Origin of the sequence: Natronospira bacteriovora, assembly GCF_030848495.1 — a bacterium.
In the GTDB taxonomy this organism is placed as follows: domain Bacteria; phylum Pseudomonadota; class Gammaproteobacteria; order Natronospirales; family Natronospiraceae; genus Natronospira; species Natronospira bacteriovora.
The window spans coordinates 462,141-480,949 of the sequence record NZ_JAVDDT010000002.1 but is presented as its reverse complement, the minus strand read 5'-3'; the positions used below and the strand labels follow the sequence as shown (position 1 = coordinate 480,949).

Below are 18,809 nucleotides of genomic sequence, written 5' to 3'. Positions count from 1 at the left end.
ACCGTATAGCGGTGCGGTCACCCTGCCCTTACAGGTGAATGATGACTTCCGTGATAGCGATTCCGACCACTGGAATGATCAAGAATATCAGGAAGAGGAAAAAGAATGCATAGCGTGGCGAATTACTCGCCAGGCGGCCGTACCAGTTGGCAATCCGCATCGGGATGGCCCGCAACGGATACCAGATCGCCGTTCCAACCAGGTTGAACAGGACATGGACCAGTGCGACCGTTACCGCCGCCGACACGGGATTGGCCGTGGCCGCCAGCACGCTGGTTACCGTGGTTCCGAGATTGGAACCCATCATGAATGGCAGCAACCGCTTCATCGGCACCACCCCGGCGCCGGCCAGGGGCACCATGAGGCTGGTGGTAATGGTGCTGGACTGGACAGCCACCGTGGAGAAGGCGCCGACACCGTAAGCGCGGATGTCCGTCCGGAAAAAATAGGTGCGGAACAGCCCGTCCATGTGACGCAGCACTGCCCCACGCAGATTCTTGACCATGAACACCAGGGCGATGAACATCAGGATCAGGCCCATGGCAGCCATCACCAGGCCTTCGGCCGTGGTCGTGGGCGTGAACAGGCCCGCCACCCATTCAAAGAGGTTGACCATGGGTCGGGTGATGACCTTCACCGGACTGGAGGGGTTGGCCACCTCCTGCATGCCGATCAGGTCCGCAATGCTGTTCGCCGCACGCGTCAGAACCCCTCTTCCGCTTTCGTGCAGGGCACCGGAAAGCCATTCCAGGGGGAAGAGGACCGCCACCGTCAGGAGATTGAAGAGGTCGTGAATCAGAGCGGCCGTGAAGGAACGCCGGAAGTTGCGACGAATCCTCAGGTTGGCCAATGCCACGATCACCGCCGTCACGGAGGTGCCGATATTGGCCCCCATGATGGCGAAGACCGCCGTGCCCAGGGTCATTTCCCCCGTCGCCACCAGGGTCACGATCAGCGCCGTGGTAAAGGACGAGCTCTGCACCAGAGCCGTGACAATCACCGCCCCCATGAGCGCGATGAAGGGGTTCTCGCCGTAGGCGAATGCCCGGGTCAGCCAATCACTTTCCCCGCCAAAGGTACCCAGACCGGTACCCATGATGTTCAGCGCTGACAGGAAGAGATAGAGGCAAAGCCCGGCGTAGATGCCACGCAGCCAGCCAGGAACCTCGGGGACTGGGGCAAATCGAGTCAACGCGGGCGGACGTGGTGCCCGCGAGGGTTCGGATTGAGCCATAAATCAACACCAGAGCCGGCGACCGGGCGCCGTTGAGTCATGTCTGACGGACTGGAATCGACTCGGCGATGCGAACCGCCTCGGGCGGACGCAGAGCGAGGCCGAACTTGGGGCGCAACGGTACCCAAGCTTCCCGCCATGCGCAAGCGTTTTGTGGCAAATTCATGACCGTTCTGAAGCAGGATTGAAATAATCCTTCCCAATCATGCGCTTGCCCACCATTCGCCGTAAACCTACTTCACCCCGTACTGTTCTTTCAGCCAATACCACATGGCCCGAACACCCTGAGCCTCACCGCCAGCCGGTCGCCCCGGACGATCACCCAGATTCCAGGCGTAGACATCCAGGTGATACCAATCCACCTTCTCATCCACGAAATGATCGAGAAACAGGGCGGCCGTAAGACTTCCGCCCTGAGGAGTGGTTCCGGTATTTGAAAGATCGGCCAATGCCGGCTGGATCTGGCGCTTGTAGGGCCGGTAGAGCGGCATGTGCCAGAGGGGGTCCTCCACGGCAAAGGACAGATCCTGAATGCCCCGTGCGGAGATTGCATCACGCCCGTACAGCGGCGGCAGGTCTTCACCCAGGGCGATCCGCGCCGCCCCGGTGAGAGTGGCAAAGTCGATTACCCGCTCGGCGCCCTCCTCGCAGGCCAGCGTGAGGGCATCCGAGAGAATCACCCGCCCTTCCGCGTCCGTATTGCCAATTTCCACCGTCGTTCCGTTACGGGTCCGGATGATATCCGATGGACGATAGGCGTTGCCGGCAATGGCATTCTCCACGGCCGGGATGTAGACCCGCAAATTGACCTTCAGCCCCAGTGCCATGATGATCTCGGCCAGACCGAGCACATGGGCAGCGCCGCCCATGTCCTTCTTCATGAGAACCATGCCGGCCCCGGGCTTGATATTCAGGCCACCCGAATCGAACACGACGCCCTTGCCCACCAGGGCAAGCGGTGGATCGTTCGGCTCGCCCCACTGGAAACAGGCCAGACAGGGAGGCCGGCTGGCCGCCTGACCGACGACATGAACAGCCGGAAACTGCTCCTCAAGCTCGGCCCCCTGATAGAGTCGGAATTCGGCACCGAAGCGTCCGGCAATCTCCTGGGCCGTCGCCGCCAGCTCAGCGGGGCCAAGGTCAATGGCCGGGGTATTGACCAGATCCCGGACATGGGTACTGGCTTCCAGCAGCACTTCAACCTCGTCCCGAATCGCCTCGGGCAGCACCAGGCTGGCCTTCGGAGTCTTCATTTCCTTGTATTGATCAAAGCGATGGCAGGCCAGTCCCCAGCCAAGACTGGCACGAATCCGTTCCGCATCCGGCCAATCGGCATCCAGCCGGTAATCCCCCGCGGGCAATACGTCCGGCAATCCGGCCAGTGACCACAGCCGCTCACCATTCTCCACACCCAGAAGGATCATCTCGGGCTGGCCGTCAGTCCCAGGAATCACCACATACTCACCGGCCTTGCCCTGAAAATCATGGGCGCCAACCCAGCGGGAATGGGCCGCCTCCGCGGAGGCCAGCCAGCGGGTCAATCCACTGCCATCAAGCGGGATGATCGGGCATGCACGGGAACCTGAATCAACAAACATGAGGTGGCGGACCTCCGGTTTCTGAATGGGCCCCGATCATAACGCAGTTGCCATCGTTCTCCCATGCCGGCACCAGGCGAGATAGGCAACGTGCCAGGTAGAATCCACTGTGCTCTTGACACTGGTTTGACCTGCGTCAAGCCGACATGTCCCCAGTGAACGCACAATAATCCGGGGGCCGCAGCCAGGCGGCAGCTCAACCTCGCGCCGTACCCGCCGTTAAGCAGGGAAAGGATCTCGCTCAACCGCCAAATCCGCCCCGTCACCTGAATTTCGAATGGAGTCATCAATGCGCCAGAGCGTCGCCACCCAGATGAGTGTTCGCTGGAAGCTGCGCCTTTCGGTGGGATTACTGGCATCCCTGTTGATCGCCATGGTGATCTGGCAGGCACTCATGATCTACCTCCCCCAGCGTGCACAGGGCCAGACGCTTTCACTGGCCAATTCAGCCATTGATGCCTCCATTGCGGCCAGCCTGTCCCAGGCGGAGGAGCGAGAGCAGGTTCTGGCCCGGCTCGCCGGTGAGCGCGGCAACACGGACTCTGCGGCCAGCCGTGATCGGGGGAATTCCGCGCTGGAGAAGAGCCTGCATCTGAGTCGCGCCCTCACCCTACGCAGCCGGGCCGATGTCCGAATCGGACAAGCCATCGATGCAGTGGAAGAACAGCACCGCCGGGTCGACGCATTACGTCGGCAACTGGACCGCAACCGTTCCATCGACACGGGGCAGTGGTTTCAGGCAATGACCGATCTGATCGAAGCCCAGTCCCGCCTGCGTCTTTACCTGTCAGCGGCGACCAGCGGCGAGAGCTCGGTTTCCCTCAACAACGCCGCCATCAAGCAGAAGCTCTGGCGTGCCGCCGAGCTGGGCAGCCGGGAACGGGCCGTCATCCGTTACGCCATGGCAGGGCAACGATCCGCCGGCCAGCTGCCGAGTTCGATGCGCCAGGCGCTCTCGGCCCAGGGAGTCAGCGCACAGCGGGAAATCCGCGACGCGCTTCATCTCATTGCTGGCCTGGATGCCGCCGACACCCGGCGCCGGGCCGGCACATTCAACTCCATGGCGCTGTTCCTTCTGCCGGATGATCGCGAAGCCATTCGCTCGTCCATCCAGGACGCCATGGGGAATCTTGAGCAGCGACTGACGGTGAACACCACGCCGGCAACCCAGGTACTGCTGGCGCAAGCAGACCCCGGTGAGGCCGATTCAGATCTCGCCGCCCTGCTTCGGGAATCATCCGCAACAATGGGTGCCATCGAGGAAATGATCGATGCCATCAGTGACGATGCAGCGAGTCGGGCCCGTGATCTGTACGCCGATGGCCTCTGGTCCATCTGGACCGTCATCGCCATGTTGCTCGCCGGGTTGACACTCAGCGTGCTGGCCCTGCTGACCGTCGAGACCATCGGGCGGCGAATCGCTTCCCTCGCCGGCACCATGAGCAAAGCGGCCACCGACCATGACCTGACTGTCAGGGCCACCGGGGGTGGTGGTCAGGAACTGGATGAACTGGCGAGAACCTTCAATTACTTCCAGGCCCGATTTGCAACGCTGATCCAGGACATCGTGACCTCGGCCAACGACGCCACCCGGGAAATGAGTCAACTCCTGGCCTCATCGCGGTTCGTGGAGAAAGGCGCCGAGAACCAGGATCGTGATATTGATCAGCTGGCCGCCGCCATGAACCAGATGGCGACAGCGGTAGATCATGTGGCCGACCACACCGCTACCGCGGCCGATGCGGCCAATGAAGCGGATCAAACGGCCCGACGAGGCCGAACGGTGGTTGGCGAAGCCGTCACGGTGATTCAACGCCTGAATGACGAGACCGCCAATATCACGAAAGTGCTGGACACCATCAGCGAGATCGCCTCCCAGACCAACATGCTGTCACTCAATGCCAGTGTGGAAGCCGCACGGGCCAAGGAACATGGTCGTGGGTTCGCGGTGGTTGCCGATGAGGTGCGCCGCCTCGCCAATCGGACACGGGAGGCCACGGCCGACGTGCAGAAACTGCTGGGCCAGTTCCGCGAACACAGTGCGCTGGCCCTGCGGGCCATGGCCGGCGACCCGACTGACTCCGAAGACGGTGTCGACAGCGCCGACCGGGCATTGGAAGCCATCGTGCATTCGGTGGCATCCATAAGGGACATGAGCAATGAAGTGGCGGCTGCGGCCCGGCAGCAATCCCAGGTCGCCACCGACATGAACCGGAGAATTGGCAATATTGCCGATATTTCACAGAGCACCAGTGCATCCGCGCGCGATTCTGCCACCACCGTTGAAAGCGTGGATGAAATCCTGGGGCGCCTGAGCCGCCTGGCTTCCGCCTTCCGGATTGATGCCGGGAGCAATGCTCAGAGCAGCTGATCCGGCGACGACTCCAGTCGATACAGGATTCGGTTGGCCTGGGTACTCGCGGAGGCCAGTGGCCGGAATGGAATGGTCCGCGGCCCGTCAGCCAGAAAGACCGCCAGATCCACCAGACCGTGCCGGCGTTTGAAGGGGGAGTCCTGCAGCCTCAATTGCTGAATGCGCCGAATATTGAAGATCTCCAGCTTGTAACCAAATAATCCGCTTTGTATGAAGAAACAATCGCTCTGTTCCGCCCAGCCCCATTTCCTCCAACGCCGGTGAACCAGCCAGTGGAGGAGGAATGGCAACACAAGCAGAGCGAACACGAGGGCCATGGCCGCAGCTGGAGGCTCGGCCAGGCCGAGCCAGACCAACACGGCCACCACGGCAAGAAAGAGCAGCCAGACGCGCTGGAACCAGAAAGAACGGAACTGATCGTCGACACCATGCCACTGCGGCCTTGTCGCATAGCCCGGATCCAGGGCCGCCAGAATCGCCCGCCCACCATCCAGGCTAAGGCCGGGAATGACAATCTTTCCATCGGACAGCTCGGACGACGATCCGCTGGCATCCCAGGCGCTGCTGGCCTGATGCCCGATCAGGTGGCAACGCCCGAACCACAGGGCAAGCGGTGACTGTATCAGCGTAATGGCATGCAGCTTTCGCCCTTCCAGCGAGCGCTCCCTGGTTTCAAGCAGGCCGTGTCGTGCGCGCAGCTGCCCGCCCTCACGGCGCAACTCGAAGCCGTGAAAGCGGATCATGGAAATGAGTCCCGACAGCACAAAAAGCAACATGACAAGCGATAAGCCACCGACAATGGCACTGGCGACGAACCAACCGTCCGGATCCAGATCCATTGCTGCCGTGATTCTTTCCCAGCGATCTTCCAGGGCATTCATGATCGGCCGATTGAAGGTTCCGAATATCCCCCCCATTGCTGCCAGAACCAGCCACAACTGACCACTGACGAGACCGTGTACAAACAGGGCGCCATTGGAAGGCTGATGCAGCAGATCCCCGGCCGGGGCGTGGCCCTGCCCTTCCTCCTGCCCCTCATCGTCCGAGGCCTGACCTCGACTCAGCCCCGCCTTCTCCCGAATCGCCTCGGCCGCCTGATACTGAATGGCATCCACCACCAGTTCTTCACCGCCGGCACCGACGGTTTCCACCACCAGCCCGACCAGGCGAAGTGGCCGCAGATAGAATGGTTGGCGAATATCCACGTTACGAACCCGGCTCCACTGCACCCGCAGCTCACGACGCTGGAATATGCCCTGGCGCACACGCATACCGCTGCTTTCAACACGAAAGCGAAAACGTCTTCGCCAGACAAGGGTATAGAGGAGGATGGCCAGCAAGAGACCCCCGCCAAGCAGCAACAGGTCTCTCAGCCCAAGCCCCTCGATCACGGCAATGCCGGCACTTACGCCCACCAGTGCCGGCAGGTACTGGCGAAGAGTGCCCGTGAAGGTGCGGATGGCAATGGGCATGACCGCCCAGGCCGACAGGGTCTGCCAGCGGTCCTGCCCGTCAGCCACGGGGGGCGTCTCCGATGTGCTGGAGCAGATGGCTGCGAATGCGCAGCGCCGTCTCCGGTTTCAGTCCGTGCACGACCACATCGGCGGTCATGCCGCCCGCACTGTAGCATTGCAGCCGCATCAGGCCGAACAAGCGCTCCAGGGGGCCACTGGCCGTCTCTACATGCTGAATGCGCGCGATGGGCAGCACCACCGTACCGCGCCAGATCACTCCTTCCCGGGCAATCAGATCGTGATCCCTGAGCGCCCAGCCACGGTAACGCGGATCAAGCACCGCGTGGAACTGCAAGCCAATCAGGATAATCAGGCCCAGCCACTGCCCCCACTCCATGGCCCGAAATCCCCAGAACAACCAGAAGGCAAGTGAAACCCCCACACCAATGAGAAGCCCCCAAAGCAGGTTGCTGAGCATCTGGTAAGTCCGGAATGCCGCTTCGACGGAATGGAGCTCAACCTCGGAGAAATCCGGCAATGCTGCCGGATCCACGGGTTCGTTCTGGAATTGCACAGCAGAATCCACTCTGCCCTCCCCCTCGTACAGAATGACACTGCATTCTGCGCTTTCAGAAGGAATCTGCCAAGTCACGGGGACACTTCGTGAAGGGATCCTGGGGCGGACGGATGACCGCTGGCAGATTGGTGACAAATGGTCATCCGGGAACTGTCAGCCGGTTCGCAGAATCACTAGAATGGTGCAGCCACGCCTGGCTCATTCCATCCCGAAGGAGGCGCATAGGGAACATGCGAAAACGTATCGCCAGCACCCAGCTCGAGCCGGGCATGTTTCTGGAAGAACTCTGCGGGGACTGGATGCAGCACCCCTTCTGGCGCACCCGCTTCCTGATCGAGAACGAAGAACAGGTAAGCAAGGTCATCGATGCCGGCATTCTGGAAGTTGTCATCGACACAAGGAAAGGCAAGTCACCGGAAACCACCCGGGACAGGGACCTGCCCCCGGAAAAACCGCTTTCCTCTCTGCCGGCCAGCCCATACCGTCATGAACCCGTTTCCCTGAGCCAGGAATTGCGCCAGGCCAGCCGGATTGTGGCCAAAGGCAAGGAAGCCGTGGTCGACATGTTTCAGGACGCCCGACTGGGAAAGGCCATATCCACCGATCGCATGGCACCGCTGGTGGAGGAAATCTCGGACTCCATGCTGCGCAACCCGTCAGCCCTTGTCGGGCTGGCCCGCATCAAGACGGCCGATGAATACACCTATATGCACTCGGTCGCCGTTTGTGCCCTGATGGTGACGCTGGCTCGGGAAATGGGGCTCAATGAGGATCAGGTGCGAGAAGCCGGCCTGGCGGGCCTGCTGCACGACGTGGGCAAGGTCTTCGTTCCGGGCGAGATACTCAACAAGCCCGGCCGACTGACCGAGCGGGAATTTGAAGCCATCAAGGCACATCCGGACCGGGGCCACCAGGCCCTCATCGAAGGCGGCGAAGCCACCGAGGTGGTACTCGATGTTGTCCGCCATCACCATGAAAAGATCGATGGCACCGGCTACCCCGATGGACTGAAAGACGAGCAGATATCACGCTACGCCCGCATGGGGGCCATCTGCGACGTCTATGATGCGGTGACCTCGAATCGACCCTACAAGCAGGGTTGGGATCCGGCCACGGCCATCAGCCGCATGGCCAAGTGGACCGACGGCCACCTGGACGAGACGCTGTTTCAGCATTTCGTCAAGGCACTGGGCATTTATCCGACCGGCTCCCTGGTCCGCCTCGGCTCCGGCCGCCTGGCCGTGGTCACCGAGCAGAACCGGGAACAGTTGCTGTCACCCCGGGTGGTGGTCTTCTATTCCACCAGCGCAGGCACCCACCTGCCCCCGAAAGCCCTGGACCTTGCCCTCCCCGGCACCCAGGAAAGCATCAAACAGCGAGAAGACCCCGCGAAATGGGGATTCGAGAATCTGGAACGACTCTGGGCCTGAGCCCCGACCCCAGCCCCGTTCAGAAGAGACCCAGCTGATCCCCGGATTTCACCGGCAAGCGAAACTTGCCCTTGTCCAGGCCCAGCTGACCCCGTCCTTCCAGCCCAAAGCGCTTTCGTGCCAGTTTCAGGCGATGGGAAATCAGGTCCTCATAGGCGCCCTGCCCGCGCATGCGGTAACCAAAACGACTGTCATTATCCCGGCCACCGCGGGCTTCCCTGAGCAGCGACATCACCCGGCCCGCCCGTTCGGGGTAGTGCACCGCCAACCACTCCCTGAACAGATCGGCAAGCTCCAGCGGCAATCGCAGCAAGACCGTTTCCACGCTTCGGGCACCGGCCTCGGCCGATGCCTGCACGATGGTCTCGATTTCATGATCATTCAGCGCCGGAATCACCGGCGCCATCAAAACGCCCGTAGGAATGCCGGCCTCGGCCAGGTCCGCCACCGTGCGCAGTCGTCGCTGACCGGAAGGTGTTCTCGGCTCCAGGCGACGTTTCAGATCCTGATCAAGCGTGGTGACACTCACCATCACATTCACCAGCCCCTCACGCGCCATATCGCCGAGAATGTCCAGGTCACGCAGAACCAGGGCGCTCTTGGTCAGAATGGAGACTGGATGCCGGTAGTCATACAGCACCGCCAGCAGCCGCCGGGTGAGGCCATACTGCTTCTCGATGGGCTGGTAGCAGTCCGTATTCGCCCCCAGCACCACGGTGTCGCAGCGATAGCGTGGATGGCGCAACGCCTTTTCAAGCAGGGCGGGCGCATCCAGCTTGGCAAACAGGCGGGTCTCGAAATCCAGCCCCGGTGACAGATCCAGCCAGGCGTGGCTGGGCCGCGCGAAACAGTAGATGCAGCCGTGCTCGCAGCCACGATAGGGATTGATGGTGCGATCGAAGGGCACATCCGGGGACTGGTTGTAGCTGATCACCGAGCGCGCGGGATCCGGCGCAACCACCGTCGCCGGTGCCGACTCGGCCTCCTGCCACCAGCCGTCGTCCACCCGCTCGTGATGTTGCGCCCGGTAACGTGGCGGTGGACTGCTGGCAGCTCCCCGCCCTTTGTGCCCTGCCTGCTGGGACATGATCAACCTCGGATGCTGTTTATTTATACAGTATCCGACCAGGGCCCGGCGGACAAGCAGGCAGAACCGGGCCGTTCACCCGCCACCGGATCAGAGCCGACCGGTGTCATCCTCACCGCTATCCGACGAGGCCTCTTCACCGGAGAAAGGCTCATCCGGCAGGTCGGAGTTATCAAACACCGCCGGCGTGGGCAAGGGATCCCGGCGCCGAAACCAGACGCCACTCACCACCCCCACGACGGCACCCGCCAGGTGACTCTCCCAGCTCACCCCCGGCGCCTGGGGCAAGACACCCCAGACCATGGATCCGTGCAGAAAGAACACCAGCAACACCAGTGCCACCGAGGCCCGATCCCGTCGCAACAGCCCCGCCGTGAAGACGAAAAACATCATGCCGAAGGCAATCCCGCTGGCACCCGCATGCACCCCCTCACGCGCCAGCAACCACACCAGCAGGCCGGAGCCAATCCAGATCAGGGGCAAGGCCCGTCGCGCCGCCCCTGGAAAACCATGAAACATGGCCGTCCCCAGCACCAGCAAAGGCAGGGTGTTGGAAAAAAGGTGCAGCCAGGAAGCGTGTATCAGCGGCGCCGTGAGTACCCCCAACAAGCCGCTCGCCACCCTTGGGCGAACACCGAGGATAGACGCGTCCACACCCGACAGCAACAAAAGCCCGTGCAACAGCCAAAGCCCGGCCACCAGGCCCGTGACAAGCCACACCAGAGCTTTCAGCGACACGCCTTGATCATTGCGGGACATGAACCGCCCTCCTCACTCCACCAAAGGGCCAGCCTGCCTGCAGGCAAAGACCAAGACAAGACAGCCCTGCCAGCATCAAGGCCCAACCGGGCTTTCCGTCGCGGAGGCAGGATGCCGAAGCAGGGAAGTGAACCGTAGGTTCAAATCCTCCCGTCTAGGGCCACCAGAACAAAAAAAACCCGCCGAGGTTACTCGACGGGTTCTTGAAATTGGTCGGGGTGAGAGGATTTGAACCTCCGACCACCTGCACCCCATGCAGGTGCGCTACCAGGCTGCGCTACACCCCGAAAAAGCGGTTGCCCGGTCACCCGAGCGAGGGCGGAATGATACTGGAAATCGCTCCGTTGGGAAACCCTGACGGCCGGCTGAGTGGCGGAAAGTCGACGGTCAGTGGCGCAGGGTGTGCAGAATGTCTTCCAGCTCGGTGCGGATCTGCTTGATGATCTGCTGACTCTGGCTGACATCCTGCTTGGCGTTCTCGCCGGACAGCTGCTGCCGGGCACCACCAATGGTGAAGCCCTGGTCATACAGCAGACTGCGGATCTGGCGAATCACCAGCACGTCATGGCGCTGGTAATATCGGCGGTTTCCGCGGCGCTTGACGGGCTTGAGCTGCGGGAACTCCTGTTCCCAGTAACGCAGCACGTGCGGTTTCACTCCACAGAGATCGCTGACCTCGCCGATGGTGAAGTAGCGTTTTCCCGGGATGACCGGCAATTCATCGTTATTCCCTGGTTCCAGCATAGGCCTCGACTCTTGTCTTCAGCTTCTGTCCCGGGCGGAAGGTAACGACGCGCCTCGCTGAAATGGGAATTTCTTCCCCGGTTTTCGGATTGCGCCCAGGCCGCTGATTCTTGTCCCGAAGATCGAAATTACCGAATCCGGACAGCTTGACCTGGGTGCCCTCGGCGAGTGCTCCCTTGATCTCCTCGAAAAAGAGATCCACCAGTTCCTTGGCTTCGCGCTTGTTCAGTCCCAATTCATCGAACAGCGCTTCTGCAAGTTCCGCCTTCGTGAGTGCCATTTTTCTTAATCTCTCACTGTGGCTCCACAACGGACTTCGAGGCTGTTGCGTACAGCCGCAACCACCGCGTCCGCGTCCTGATCCTTAAGAGTGCGTGAAGAATCCTGTAGAATCAAGCCTAAAGCGATACTTTTTCGTCCGGAATCTACGCCTTTGCCCTGATAGACGTCGAAAATCCGGGCTTCCTTGAGAACGTCACCGGCCGCTTCCCGGGCGGCGGCGATGAGATCCGCGCTGGGCAGCGCCTGATCCACGATGAAGGCCAGGTCACGGCGGACGGCGGGAAAACGCGACACGGCACGGTAGGCAGGCACACTGCCCTGACAGATGGGAGCCAGGGCCAGCTCGAACAGATAGGCGCCTTCCGGCACATCCAGTTCATCGGCCACAGCCGGATGCATCCGGCCCAGCCAGCCGATATCCGCCCCCTCCAGGGACACCCGGGCGCTCTGGCCCGGGTGCAGGGCGGGATGGCTGTCAGCCTGGAATGCAAGGACACGCGGCCCGCTGATCTGCAGCAGCGCTTCCACATCCGCCTTGACGTCAAAGAAGTCGGCCGGCCGGGTTCTGCCATCCCACTGCTCGGGCTCGGCATTGCCCCACACCAGACCGGAAACCCACTTTTCCTGTTTTATTTCATCACCTTGCGGGATAAACCTCAAGCCCGTCTCAAAAAGACGGATGCGATTCTGCTGGCGATTGGCGTTGTGCTGGAGGGTCGCCACCAGACCGGACCAGAGGGTGGTGCGCATGGTTTCCAGGTCCTGGGAGATGGGATTGACCAGGCGCTGTCCTTCCAGCCCTCCTGACAGCACACGATCCACCGCCCGCGGCACAAAGCTGTAGGTCACCGCCTCCTGGTAGCCCCGTTCCACCATCAGCGCCCGCAGGCGGCTTTCGCTGACCCGGGCCTCGGAGACATCACCCGGCCTGAGTTCGGCCGGCATGCGCTCCACGGGAATCCGGTCGTAGCCGAAAATGCGGGCCACCTCCTCGATCAGGTCTTCCTCTATGGCCAGGTCGTAGCGGAAGCTCGGGACCACCGCCTGCCAGCCGTCGTCTTCGACCGTGACGGCCATTCCCAGCCGCTCCAGCATCCCGGTGACATCCTCCCGGGGCAACTCGAAACCCAGCACCGCATGCAGGCGATCCCGGCGCAGGCGAATCGTGCCTGCGGCTGTCGTCTCGGGCATGAGCCGGGTGACCGGGCCCGCGTCGCCGCCGGCAATCTCGAGGATCAGGGCCGCTGCCCGGTCAAGGGCCCGCGCCTGCAGGGCGGGATCAACGCCACGCTCGAAACGATGGGAGGCATCCGTGTGCAGACCGAATCGTCGTGCCCGGCCGGCAATGACCGTGGGCGCGAAGCAGGCGCTCTCCAGGAAGACCGCCTCGGTCTCACCCTCTACGGCCGTGCCCTCGCCGCCCATGACACCGGCCATGGCGATGGGGCCGTTGTCATCGGCAATGACGAGAATCTCTTCATCCAGCTCGACCTGGCGCCCATCCAGGAGGGTGATGGATTCACCGGCCCGGGCCCGCCGCACCCGGACGTCACCGCTAATGGCATCCAGTCGAAAGCCGTGCATGGGCTGGCCCAGCTCGAGCATGACGTAGTTGGTCACATCCACGACCGGGTTGATAGGTCGAATGCCCGCGCGGCGCAGTCGCTCACTCAGCCAGACCGGTGTGGTGGCCGTGGTATCAATGCCGGTGATGACCCGGCCCACATAGGACGGACAGTCCTCGGCGGATTCCACCGAAACGGCCACCTGTGGCGCCCCACCGTCCGGGGTCTCGGCAATCGTCGGGAACGACACCGGCGCCCCGGTCAGGGCCCCCACTTCCCGGGCGATCCCGGCCATGCTTAGACAGTCCGCGCGATTGGGGGTGAGATCGATTTCGATGATGCGGTCATCCAGGCCGAGGTAGGCGTGCAGGTCTTCACCCACCGGCGCATCAGCCGCCAGGGCCATCAGGCCGGCGGCATCCTCGGACAGACCCAGCTCACTGGCGGAGCACAGCATACCGCGGGACTCCACACCGCGCAGCCTGGCCTTCTTGATTTTCATGCCACCCGGGAGCACGGCGCCGATCCGGGCAAAGGGTGCGCGCATGCCCTGGTGAACATTGGGCGCGCCACAGACCACGGTGTGAGTCTCACCGCTGCCGTCCTCGACCTGACAGACCCGCAGCTTGTCGGCATCCGGATGCGGCTCGACGGCGGTGACATGGCCCACCACCACATTACTGAACTCCCCGGCCGCCGGCTCGATGGCGTCCACTTCCAGCCCCGCCATCGTCAGGCGATCCGCCAGGGCCTGGGTGTCCAGGCCATGATCCACCCACTCTTTCAGCCAGTTCTCACTGACACGCATCGCATGCTCCCGAAAAGCTTCACTAAAAATAATTGGCCACAGATGAACACAGATGAACACAGATTTTTTGGGTGGTGTCGTTCGTCACGGCTTTTGAGAGCCGCATTGCCGCGCCAAATGCACCGCCGCTGAATTCAACGCTCAAATCATCTGTGTTTATCTGTGTCCATCTGTGGCTATCACTACCTCAGGCGAATTGCCGGAGGAAGCGGAGGTCGTTTTCGAAGAAAAGGCGCAGGTCGTCCACGCCATAGCGCAGCATGGCGAGGCGTTCCACGCCCATGCCGAAGGCGTAGCCGCGCCAGTGTTCGGCGTCGATGCCAACATGACGGAAGACTTCCGGGTGGACCATGCCGCAACCCAGCACTTCCAGCCAGCCGGTGCCGCTGCACACGCGGCAGCCGTCGCCGCCACAGATCACGCACTCCATGTCCACTTCCGCCGAGGGCTCCGTGAAGGGAAAATAGGAGGGGCGGAAGCGCACGGCCAGATCCTTCTCGAAAAAGGCGCGCAGGAAATCCACCAGGATGCCTTTGAGGTGCCCCATGCTCACATCGCGATCCACCAGCAGACCTTCCACCTGGTGGAACATGGGGGTATGGGTGACATCCGAGTCACAGCGATAGACGCGACCGGGTGCAATGATTCGCAGCGGCGGTTCGCTCTCCTTCATGCTGCGGATCTGGACCGGTGAGGTATGGGTACGAAGCACCTCGCCTGGTCGCACGAAGAAGGTGTCGTGCATGGCCCGGGCCGGATGGTGCTCGGGAATGTTCAGGGCCTCGAAGTTGTGAAACTCGTCTTCGATCTCCGGGCCATCGGCCACGTTGAAGCCGGCCTCACGGAAGATGGCTTCGATGCGCTCCAGGGTGCGGGTCACCGGATGCAGGCCGCCACGCTGCTGACCTCGGCCCGGCAGGGTCACATCCACCGCTTCCCGGCTCAGACGCGCCTCGATATCGGCCTTCTCCAGAGCCGCCTTGCGCGCTTCGATCAGGGACTGCACCGCCTGCTTGGCTTCATTGATGGCCTGACCGGCCGCCGGACGTTCCTCGGCGGGCAGCTTGCCCAGGCTCTTCAGCAGGGCCGTCAGTTCGCCCTTCTTGCCAAGGTACCGCACCCGGATATCGTCCAGGCTTCTGAGATCCTCTGCCGCGGCAATGGCCTCTTCGGCTTCCCCGCTCAGCCGTTTCAGATCGTCCACCGTGGGCTCCCGTCTGTCGATTCTCTGTCATTGATGGCGCGGTGACTGAAAACCACCGCCCCGGAAACAAAAGGAGGGGAAAGGTATGGTGGCCTTTCCCCTCCAGTCAGGTCTGATCAGGTTTTTCAACCTTGACCGAGAGCTGTTCAGCCGAGTTGCGCTTTTGCCTGTTCGGCAATGGCGGCAAAGCCGGCCTTGTCGTGCACGGCCATGTCGGCCAGCACCTTGCGGTCCAGTTCGATCCCGGCCTGCTTGAGGCCGTTGATCAGACGGCTGTAGGACAAGCCGTTTTCGCGAGCCGCGGCGTTGATGCGGGTGATCCACAGAGCGCGGAACTCGCGCTTGCGCACCCGGCGGTCGCGGTAGGCGTACTGGCCGGCCTTGATGACAGCCTGGCGGGCCGTCTTGAACGTCTTGCGTCGCGCACCGTAATAGCCCTTGGCTTCCTTGAGGACCTTATTGTGCCGCGCACGAGCGGTTACACCACGTTTCACTCTTGGCATCTTTGGTCCTCCTTACTTCTTGTAGGGCAGCATGCGGGTAATCAGGCCGACGTCGCTGGCGTGAATATACGCCGCGTCGCGCAGCTGACGCTTACGCTTGGTGCTCTTCTTGGTGAGGATATGGCGGCGATGGGACTGATTACGCTTGATCTTCCCACTGCCCGTCTTGCGGAAGCGCTTGGCAGCGCCCCGATGGGTCTTGATCTTAGGCATTGTCTGCTCCGTTTCATTTATTCCTGGTCCCCGGCCTTTCCGGCTGCCGGGCGTTAGTCACCAGGGACGAAGGAGTCGGGCCACATGGCCGCGCTCCCCGCTTTTTGCTTGCCCCACCCTTCCCTGAGCGGGTTTTTCACTGCCATGGGGCCTTATTTCTTTCTCGGCCCCATCACCATGATCATCTGCCGGCCCTCGAGCTTGGGAAACTGCTCGACGGCGGCCAGTTCCTTCAGGTCTTCCTCCACGCGTTTGAGCAGGTCGCGCCCGATGTCCTGATGGAGCATCTCGCGACCGCGGAAGCGCAGGGTCACCTTGACCTTGTTTCCTTCCTCAAGGAAGCGTGTCGCATTCCGAAGCTTGATCCGATAATCATTGTCATCGGTGTTCGGGCGGAACTTCACTTCCTTGACCTGAATCTGCTTCTGCTTTTTCTGACCGGCCTGTTTTTTCTTCTGTTCAAAGACAAACTTGCCGTAGTCCATGATGCGGCAGACCGGCGGTTCGGCGTTGGGGGAGACTTCCACCAGATCCATGCCCGCTTCCTGCGCAGACTCCAGGGCCTGCTCAAGGGGCACGATCCCCATCTGTTCGCCTTCCTGATCGATCAGCCGGACTTGCGGTGCTCGAATGTCCTTGTTCCGGCGGGTCCTGTTCTTCGCAGCGATATTTCAATCCTCCAAACGACGACCGAGCCGTGCGATATCCTCCCGGAGCGTTTCGGCGAAGGCTTCCCGGCTCATGCTGCCGAGATCCTCACCCGTCCGGGTCCGCACGGCTACCTGGTCTGTTTCCATCTCGCGATCCCCGACCACGACGAGCCAGGGCACTCTTTGGATGGTGTGTTCGCGGATTTTAAAGCCGATCTTCTCGTTTCTCAAGTCCGACTCGACCCGAAAACCCTGATTCTGCAGGGTTTCGGCGATTTTTTCCGCGTATTCGGCCTGCCGATCGGTGATATTCAGCACCACGACCTGGGTGGGAGCCAGCCAGGTGGGCAGGTTTCCGGCGTATTCCTCAATCAGAATGCCGATGAAGCGCTCCAGGGAGCCGAGAATCGCCCGGTGCAGCATGACGGGAGTCTTTTTCTCGCCATCTTCCGCCACATACTGGGCACCAAGGCGCTCCGGCATGGAGAAATCCAGCTGCATGGTGCCCAGCTGCCAGACCCGGCCGAGGCAGTCGCGCAGGGAGAATTCGATCTTCGGGCCGTAGAAGGCGCCCTCCCCCGGCTGCAGGCGCCAGTCCAGGCCCTTCTCGTTCAGGGCCGCTTCCAGCGCCTTTTCCGCCTCATCCCAGACGGCATCGGAACCCACCCGCTTGGCGGGCCGGGTGGACAGTGCCACCTGCACGTCGGTGAATCCGAAGTCCGCATAGACCTCGTACAGCAGGTCGATGAAATCGGACACTTCGGACTGCACCTGGGCCTCGGTGCAGAAAATATGCGCGTCATCCTGGACGAAATTGCGCACCCGCATCAGGCCGTGCAGGGTGCCGGAAGGCTCATTGCGGTGGCAGGAGCCGAACTCCGCCATGCGCAGGGGCAGATCACGGTAACTGCGCAGACCATGGTTGTAGATCTGCACATGGGCCGGGCAGTTCATGGGCTTGATGGCGAATTCCCGCTCTTCCGAACCGGTCACGAACATGTCGTCGCGGAACTTCTCCCAGTGACCGGACTTCTCCCACAGGCTGCGATCAATGATTTCCGGCGTGTGCACCTCGGTGTAATTCGCACGGCGCAGCTTGGCACGCAAATAGTCCTGAATCTCGGTGTAGATCCGCCAGCCATTGTCATGCCAGAAGATCATGCCCGGGGCCTCTTCCTGGGTATGGAAGAGATCGAACAGCTTGCCGAAGCGGCGATGATCGCGCTTCTTGGCTTGCTCCAGGCGCTTGAGGTATTGCTTGAGCCCTTTCTTGTCGGCCCAGGCGGTGCCATAGACCCGCTGCAGCATCTCGTTGGCGGCATCACCGCGCCAATAGGCGCCGGCCAGCTTGGTCAGCTTGAAGGCCTTGCAGAAGCGGGTATTGGGCACATGGGGCCCGCGACACATGTCGATGTATTCCTGGTGATGGTAAAGGGCCATCTCCTGGACCTCGGGCATGTCCTCCACCAGGGCCACCTTGTAGTCCTCCCCGCGCTCGCGGAAGATCCGCAGCACTTCCTCCCGGGGCGTGACCTTCTTGATCACGTCGTATTCCTGATCGATCAGCGCCTTCATGCGAGCCTCGATCTTCTCCAGATCATCCGGGGTAAAGCCCTGGTCGAAACGGATGTCGTAGTAGAAGCCGTCCTCGATGACCGGGCCGATGGCCATCTTCGCCTCGGGATACAGCTGCTTCACCGCCTGACCCAGCATGTGGGCGCAGGAATGGCGGATGATCTCCAGACCTTCCTCGTCACGCGGGGTGATGATCTGCAGTTCGGCATCCTCGCGGATCAGGTCACAGGCGTCCTTCAGCTCACCGTTGACCTTGCCGGCCAGAGTGGCCTTGGCCAGACCGGGGCCGATATCGGCTGCCACATCCAGGATGCTGACCGGCTGATCGAATTCACGACGGGAACCATCGGGGAGGGTAATGACGGGCATTGGGCCTTCCTTTCTTCAGTGGTGGCCTGTACGAGGGGCCACATGGATAAAGAAAAAGCATCGTGGCGGGCGCCGACGATGCTTTCCCGAAAAACTGGTAGTCGCGAGTGGACTCGAAAATTTCGCCCGGAGCGAAATTTCGCGACCGCAGGGAGCCCGAAGGGTGAGGCCCACGGACGGGCCGAACAACCACCGACATCGTCGGTGGTGAGAGTCCCCGCGGTTGCCACCGCGCTACTGGAACCAACGCCTAAGCATCAGTCCTGAAAATTGGTAGTCGCGAGTGGACTCGAACCACCGACCCCCACCATGTCAAGGTGGTGCTCTAACCAGCTGAGCTACGCGACTAAAGTGCTTGCAGGCCGCGTATTTTACCGCCTCGC

The 18,809-nt window shown here is 61.9% G+C and carries 16 protein-coding genes and 2 tRNA genes; 2 read left to right on the top strand and 16 right to left on the bottom strand.

Going from position 1 to position 18,809, the window contains the following annotated elements:
- Positions 1-28: 28 nt before the first annotated feature.
- Positions 29-1,234 (bottom strand): Na/Pi cotransporter family protein, encoded by a 1,206-nt coding sequence (locus RBH19_RS05025; protein ID WP_306727711.1) that lies wholly within the window; start codon positions 1,232-1,234, stop codon positions 29-31.
- A gap of 233 nt (positions 1,235-1,467) precedes the next feature.
- Complete coding sequence (locus RBH19_RS05020; protein WP_306727710.1) at positions 1,468-2,832, bottom strand: leucyl aminopeptidase family protein; 1,365 nt, start codon at positions 2,830-2,832, stop codon at positions 1,468-1,470.
- Positions 2,833-3,121: 289 nt separating this feature from the next.
- Here RBH19_RS05020 and RBH19_RS05015 point away from each other — a divergent pair, with 289 nt between their 5' ends.
- Positions 3,122-5,203, top strand: a complete 2,082-nt coding sequence (locus RBH19_RS05015; protein WP_306727709.1) for a methyl-accepting chemotaxis protein — start codon at positions 3,122-3,124, stop codon at positions 5,201-5,203.
- On the opposite strand, the gene RBH19_RS05010 is transcribed toward RBH19_RS05015, so the two are convergent.
- Positions 5,191-6,726 (bottom strand): PH domain-containing protein, encoded by a 1,536-nt coding sequence (locus RBH19_RS05010; RefSeq protein WP_306727708.1) that lies wholly within the window; start codon positions 6,724-6,726, stop codon positions 5,191-5,193. The two genes, RBH19_RS05015 and RBH19_RS05010, sit on opposite strands and share 13 nt — an antisense overlap.
- Positions 6,719-7,246 carry a PH domain-containing protein gene (locus RBH19_RS05005; RefSeq protein WP_306727707.1) on the bottom strand — a complete coding sequence of 176 codons (528 nt, stop codon included), beginning with the start codon at positions 7,244-7,246 and terminating at the stop codon, positions 6,719-6,721. Before RBH19_RS05005 ends, RBH19_RS05010 begins: the two co-directional genes overlap by 8 nt.
- Positions 7,247-7,467: 221 nt before the next feature.
- On the opposite strand from RBH19_RS05005, the gene RBH19_RS05000 reads away from it, so the two are divergent.
- The gene (locus RBH19_RS05000) at positions 7,468-8,667 is read left to right on the top strand and encodes a cyclic di-GMP phosphodiesterase (protein WP_306727706.1); all 1,200 of its coding nucleotides are present in this window, start codon (positions 7,468-7,470) and stop codon (positions 8,665-8,667) included.
- Between the two features lie 19 nt (positions 8,668-8,686).
- Here the strand turns inward: RBH19_RS05000 and RBH19_RS04995 are convergent, their stop codons facing one another.
- The 12 genes from RBH19_RS04995 to RBH19_RS04940 all read right to left on the bottom strand — a co-directional run bounded on the left by RBH19_RS04995 (position 8,687) and on the right by RBH19_RS04940 (position 18,774).
- Positions 8,687-9,754 carry a PA0069 family radical SAM protein gene (locus RBH19_RS04995; RefSeq protein ID WP_306727705.1) on the bottom strand — a complete coding sequence of 356 codons (1,068 nt, stop codon included), beginning with the start codon at positions 9,752-9,754 and terminating at the stop codon, positions 8,687-8,689.
- A gap of 90 nt (positions 9,755-9,844) precedes the next feature.
- Positions 9,845-10,513 carry a rhomboid family intramembrane serine protease gene (locus RBH19_RS04990; protein WP_306727704.1) on the bottom strand — a complete coding sequence of 223 codons (669 nt, stop codon included), beginning with the start codon at positions 10,511-10,513 and terminating at the stop codon, positions 9,845-9,847.
- A 210-nt stretch (positions 10,514-10,723) separates the two neighbouring features.
- Positions 10,724-10,800, bottom strand: a tRNA-Pro gene (locus tag RBH19_RS04985).
- Positions 10,801-10,900: 100 nt separating this feature from the next.
- Positions 10,901-11,257 (bottom strand): MerR family transcriptional regulator, encoded by a 357-nt coding sequence (locus RBH19_RS04980; protein ID WP_306727703.1) that lies wholly within the window; start codon positions 11,255-11,257, stop codon positions 10,901-10,903.
- On the bottom strand, positions 11,238-11,537 hold the full coding sequence (ihfA, locus tag RBH19_RS04975; protein ID WP_306727702.1) for an integration host factor subunit alpha: 300 nt from the start codon (positions 11,535-11,537) through the stop codon (positions 11,238-11,240). Before ihfA ends, RBH19_RS04980 begins: the two co-directional genes overlap by 20 nt.
- A gap of 5 nt (positions 11,538-11,542) precedes the next feature.
- Positions 11,543-13,912: a phenylalanine--tRNA ligase subunit beta gene (pheT, locus tag RBH19_RS04970; RefSeq protein ID WP_306727701.1), complete on the bottom strand. Its 2,370-nt coding sequence runs from the start codon at positions 13,910-13,912 to the stop codon at positions 11,543-11,545.
- 187 nt (positions 13,913-14,099) lie between these two features.
- Positions 14,100-15,116: a phenylalanine--tRNA ligase subunit alpha gene (gene pheS, locus RBH19_RS04965; protein ID WP_306727700.1), complete on the bottom strand. Its 1,017-nt coding sequence runs from the start codon at positions 15,114-15,116 to the stop codon at positions 14,100-14,102.
- Positions 15,117-15,262: 146 nt separating this feature from the next.
- The gene (gene rplT / locus RBH19_RS04960) at positions 15,263-15,619 is read right to left on the bottom strand and encodes a 50S ribosomal protein L20 (protein WP_306727699.1); all 357 of its coding nucleotides are present in this window, start codon (positions 15,617-15,619) and stop codon (positions 15,263-15,265) included.
- A gap of 12 nt (positions 15,620-15,631) precedes the next feature.
- Positions 15,632-15,832, bottom strand: a complete 201-nt coding sequence (gene rpmI, locus RBH19_RS04955) for a 50S ribosomal protein L35 (protein ID WP_306727698.1) — start codon at positions 15,830-15,832, stop codon at positions 15,632-15,634.
- A gap of 152 nt (positions 15,833-15,984) precedes the next feature.
- The gene (gene infC, locus RBH19_RS04950) at positions 15,985-16,500 is read right to left on the bottom strand and encodes a translation initiation factor IF-3 (protein WP_306727831.1); all 516 of its coding nucleotides are present in this window, start codon (positions 16,498-16,500) and stop codon (positions 15,985-15,987) included.
- A 3-nt stretch (positions 16,501-16,503) separates the two neighbouring features.
- Positions 16,504-18,426, bottom strand: a complete 1,923-nt coding sequence (gene thrS / locus RBH19_RS04945; protein ID WP_306727697.1) for a threonine--tRNA ligase — start codon at positions 18,424-18,426, stop codon at positions 16,504-16,506.
- 271 nt (positions 18,427-18,697) lie between these two features.
- Positions 18,698-18,774: transfer RNA gene (locus RBH19_RS04940), tRNA-Val, on the bottom strand.
- Positions 18,775-18,809: the final 35 nt, after the last annotated feature.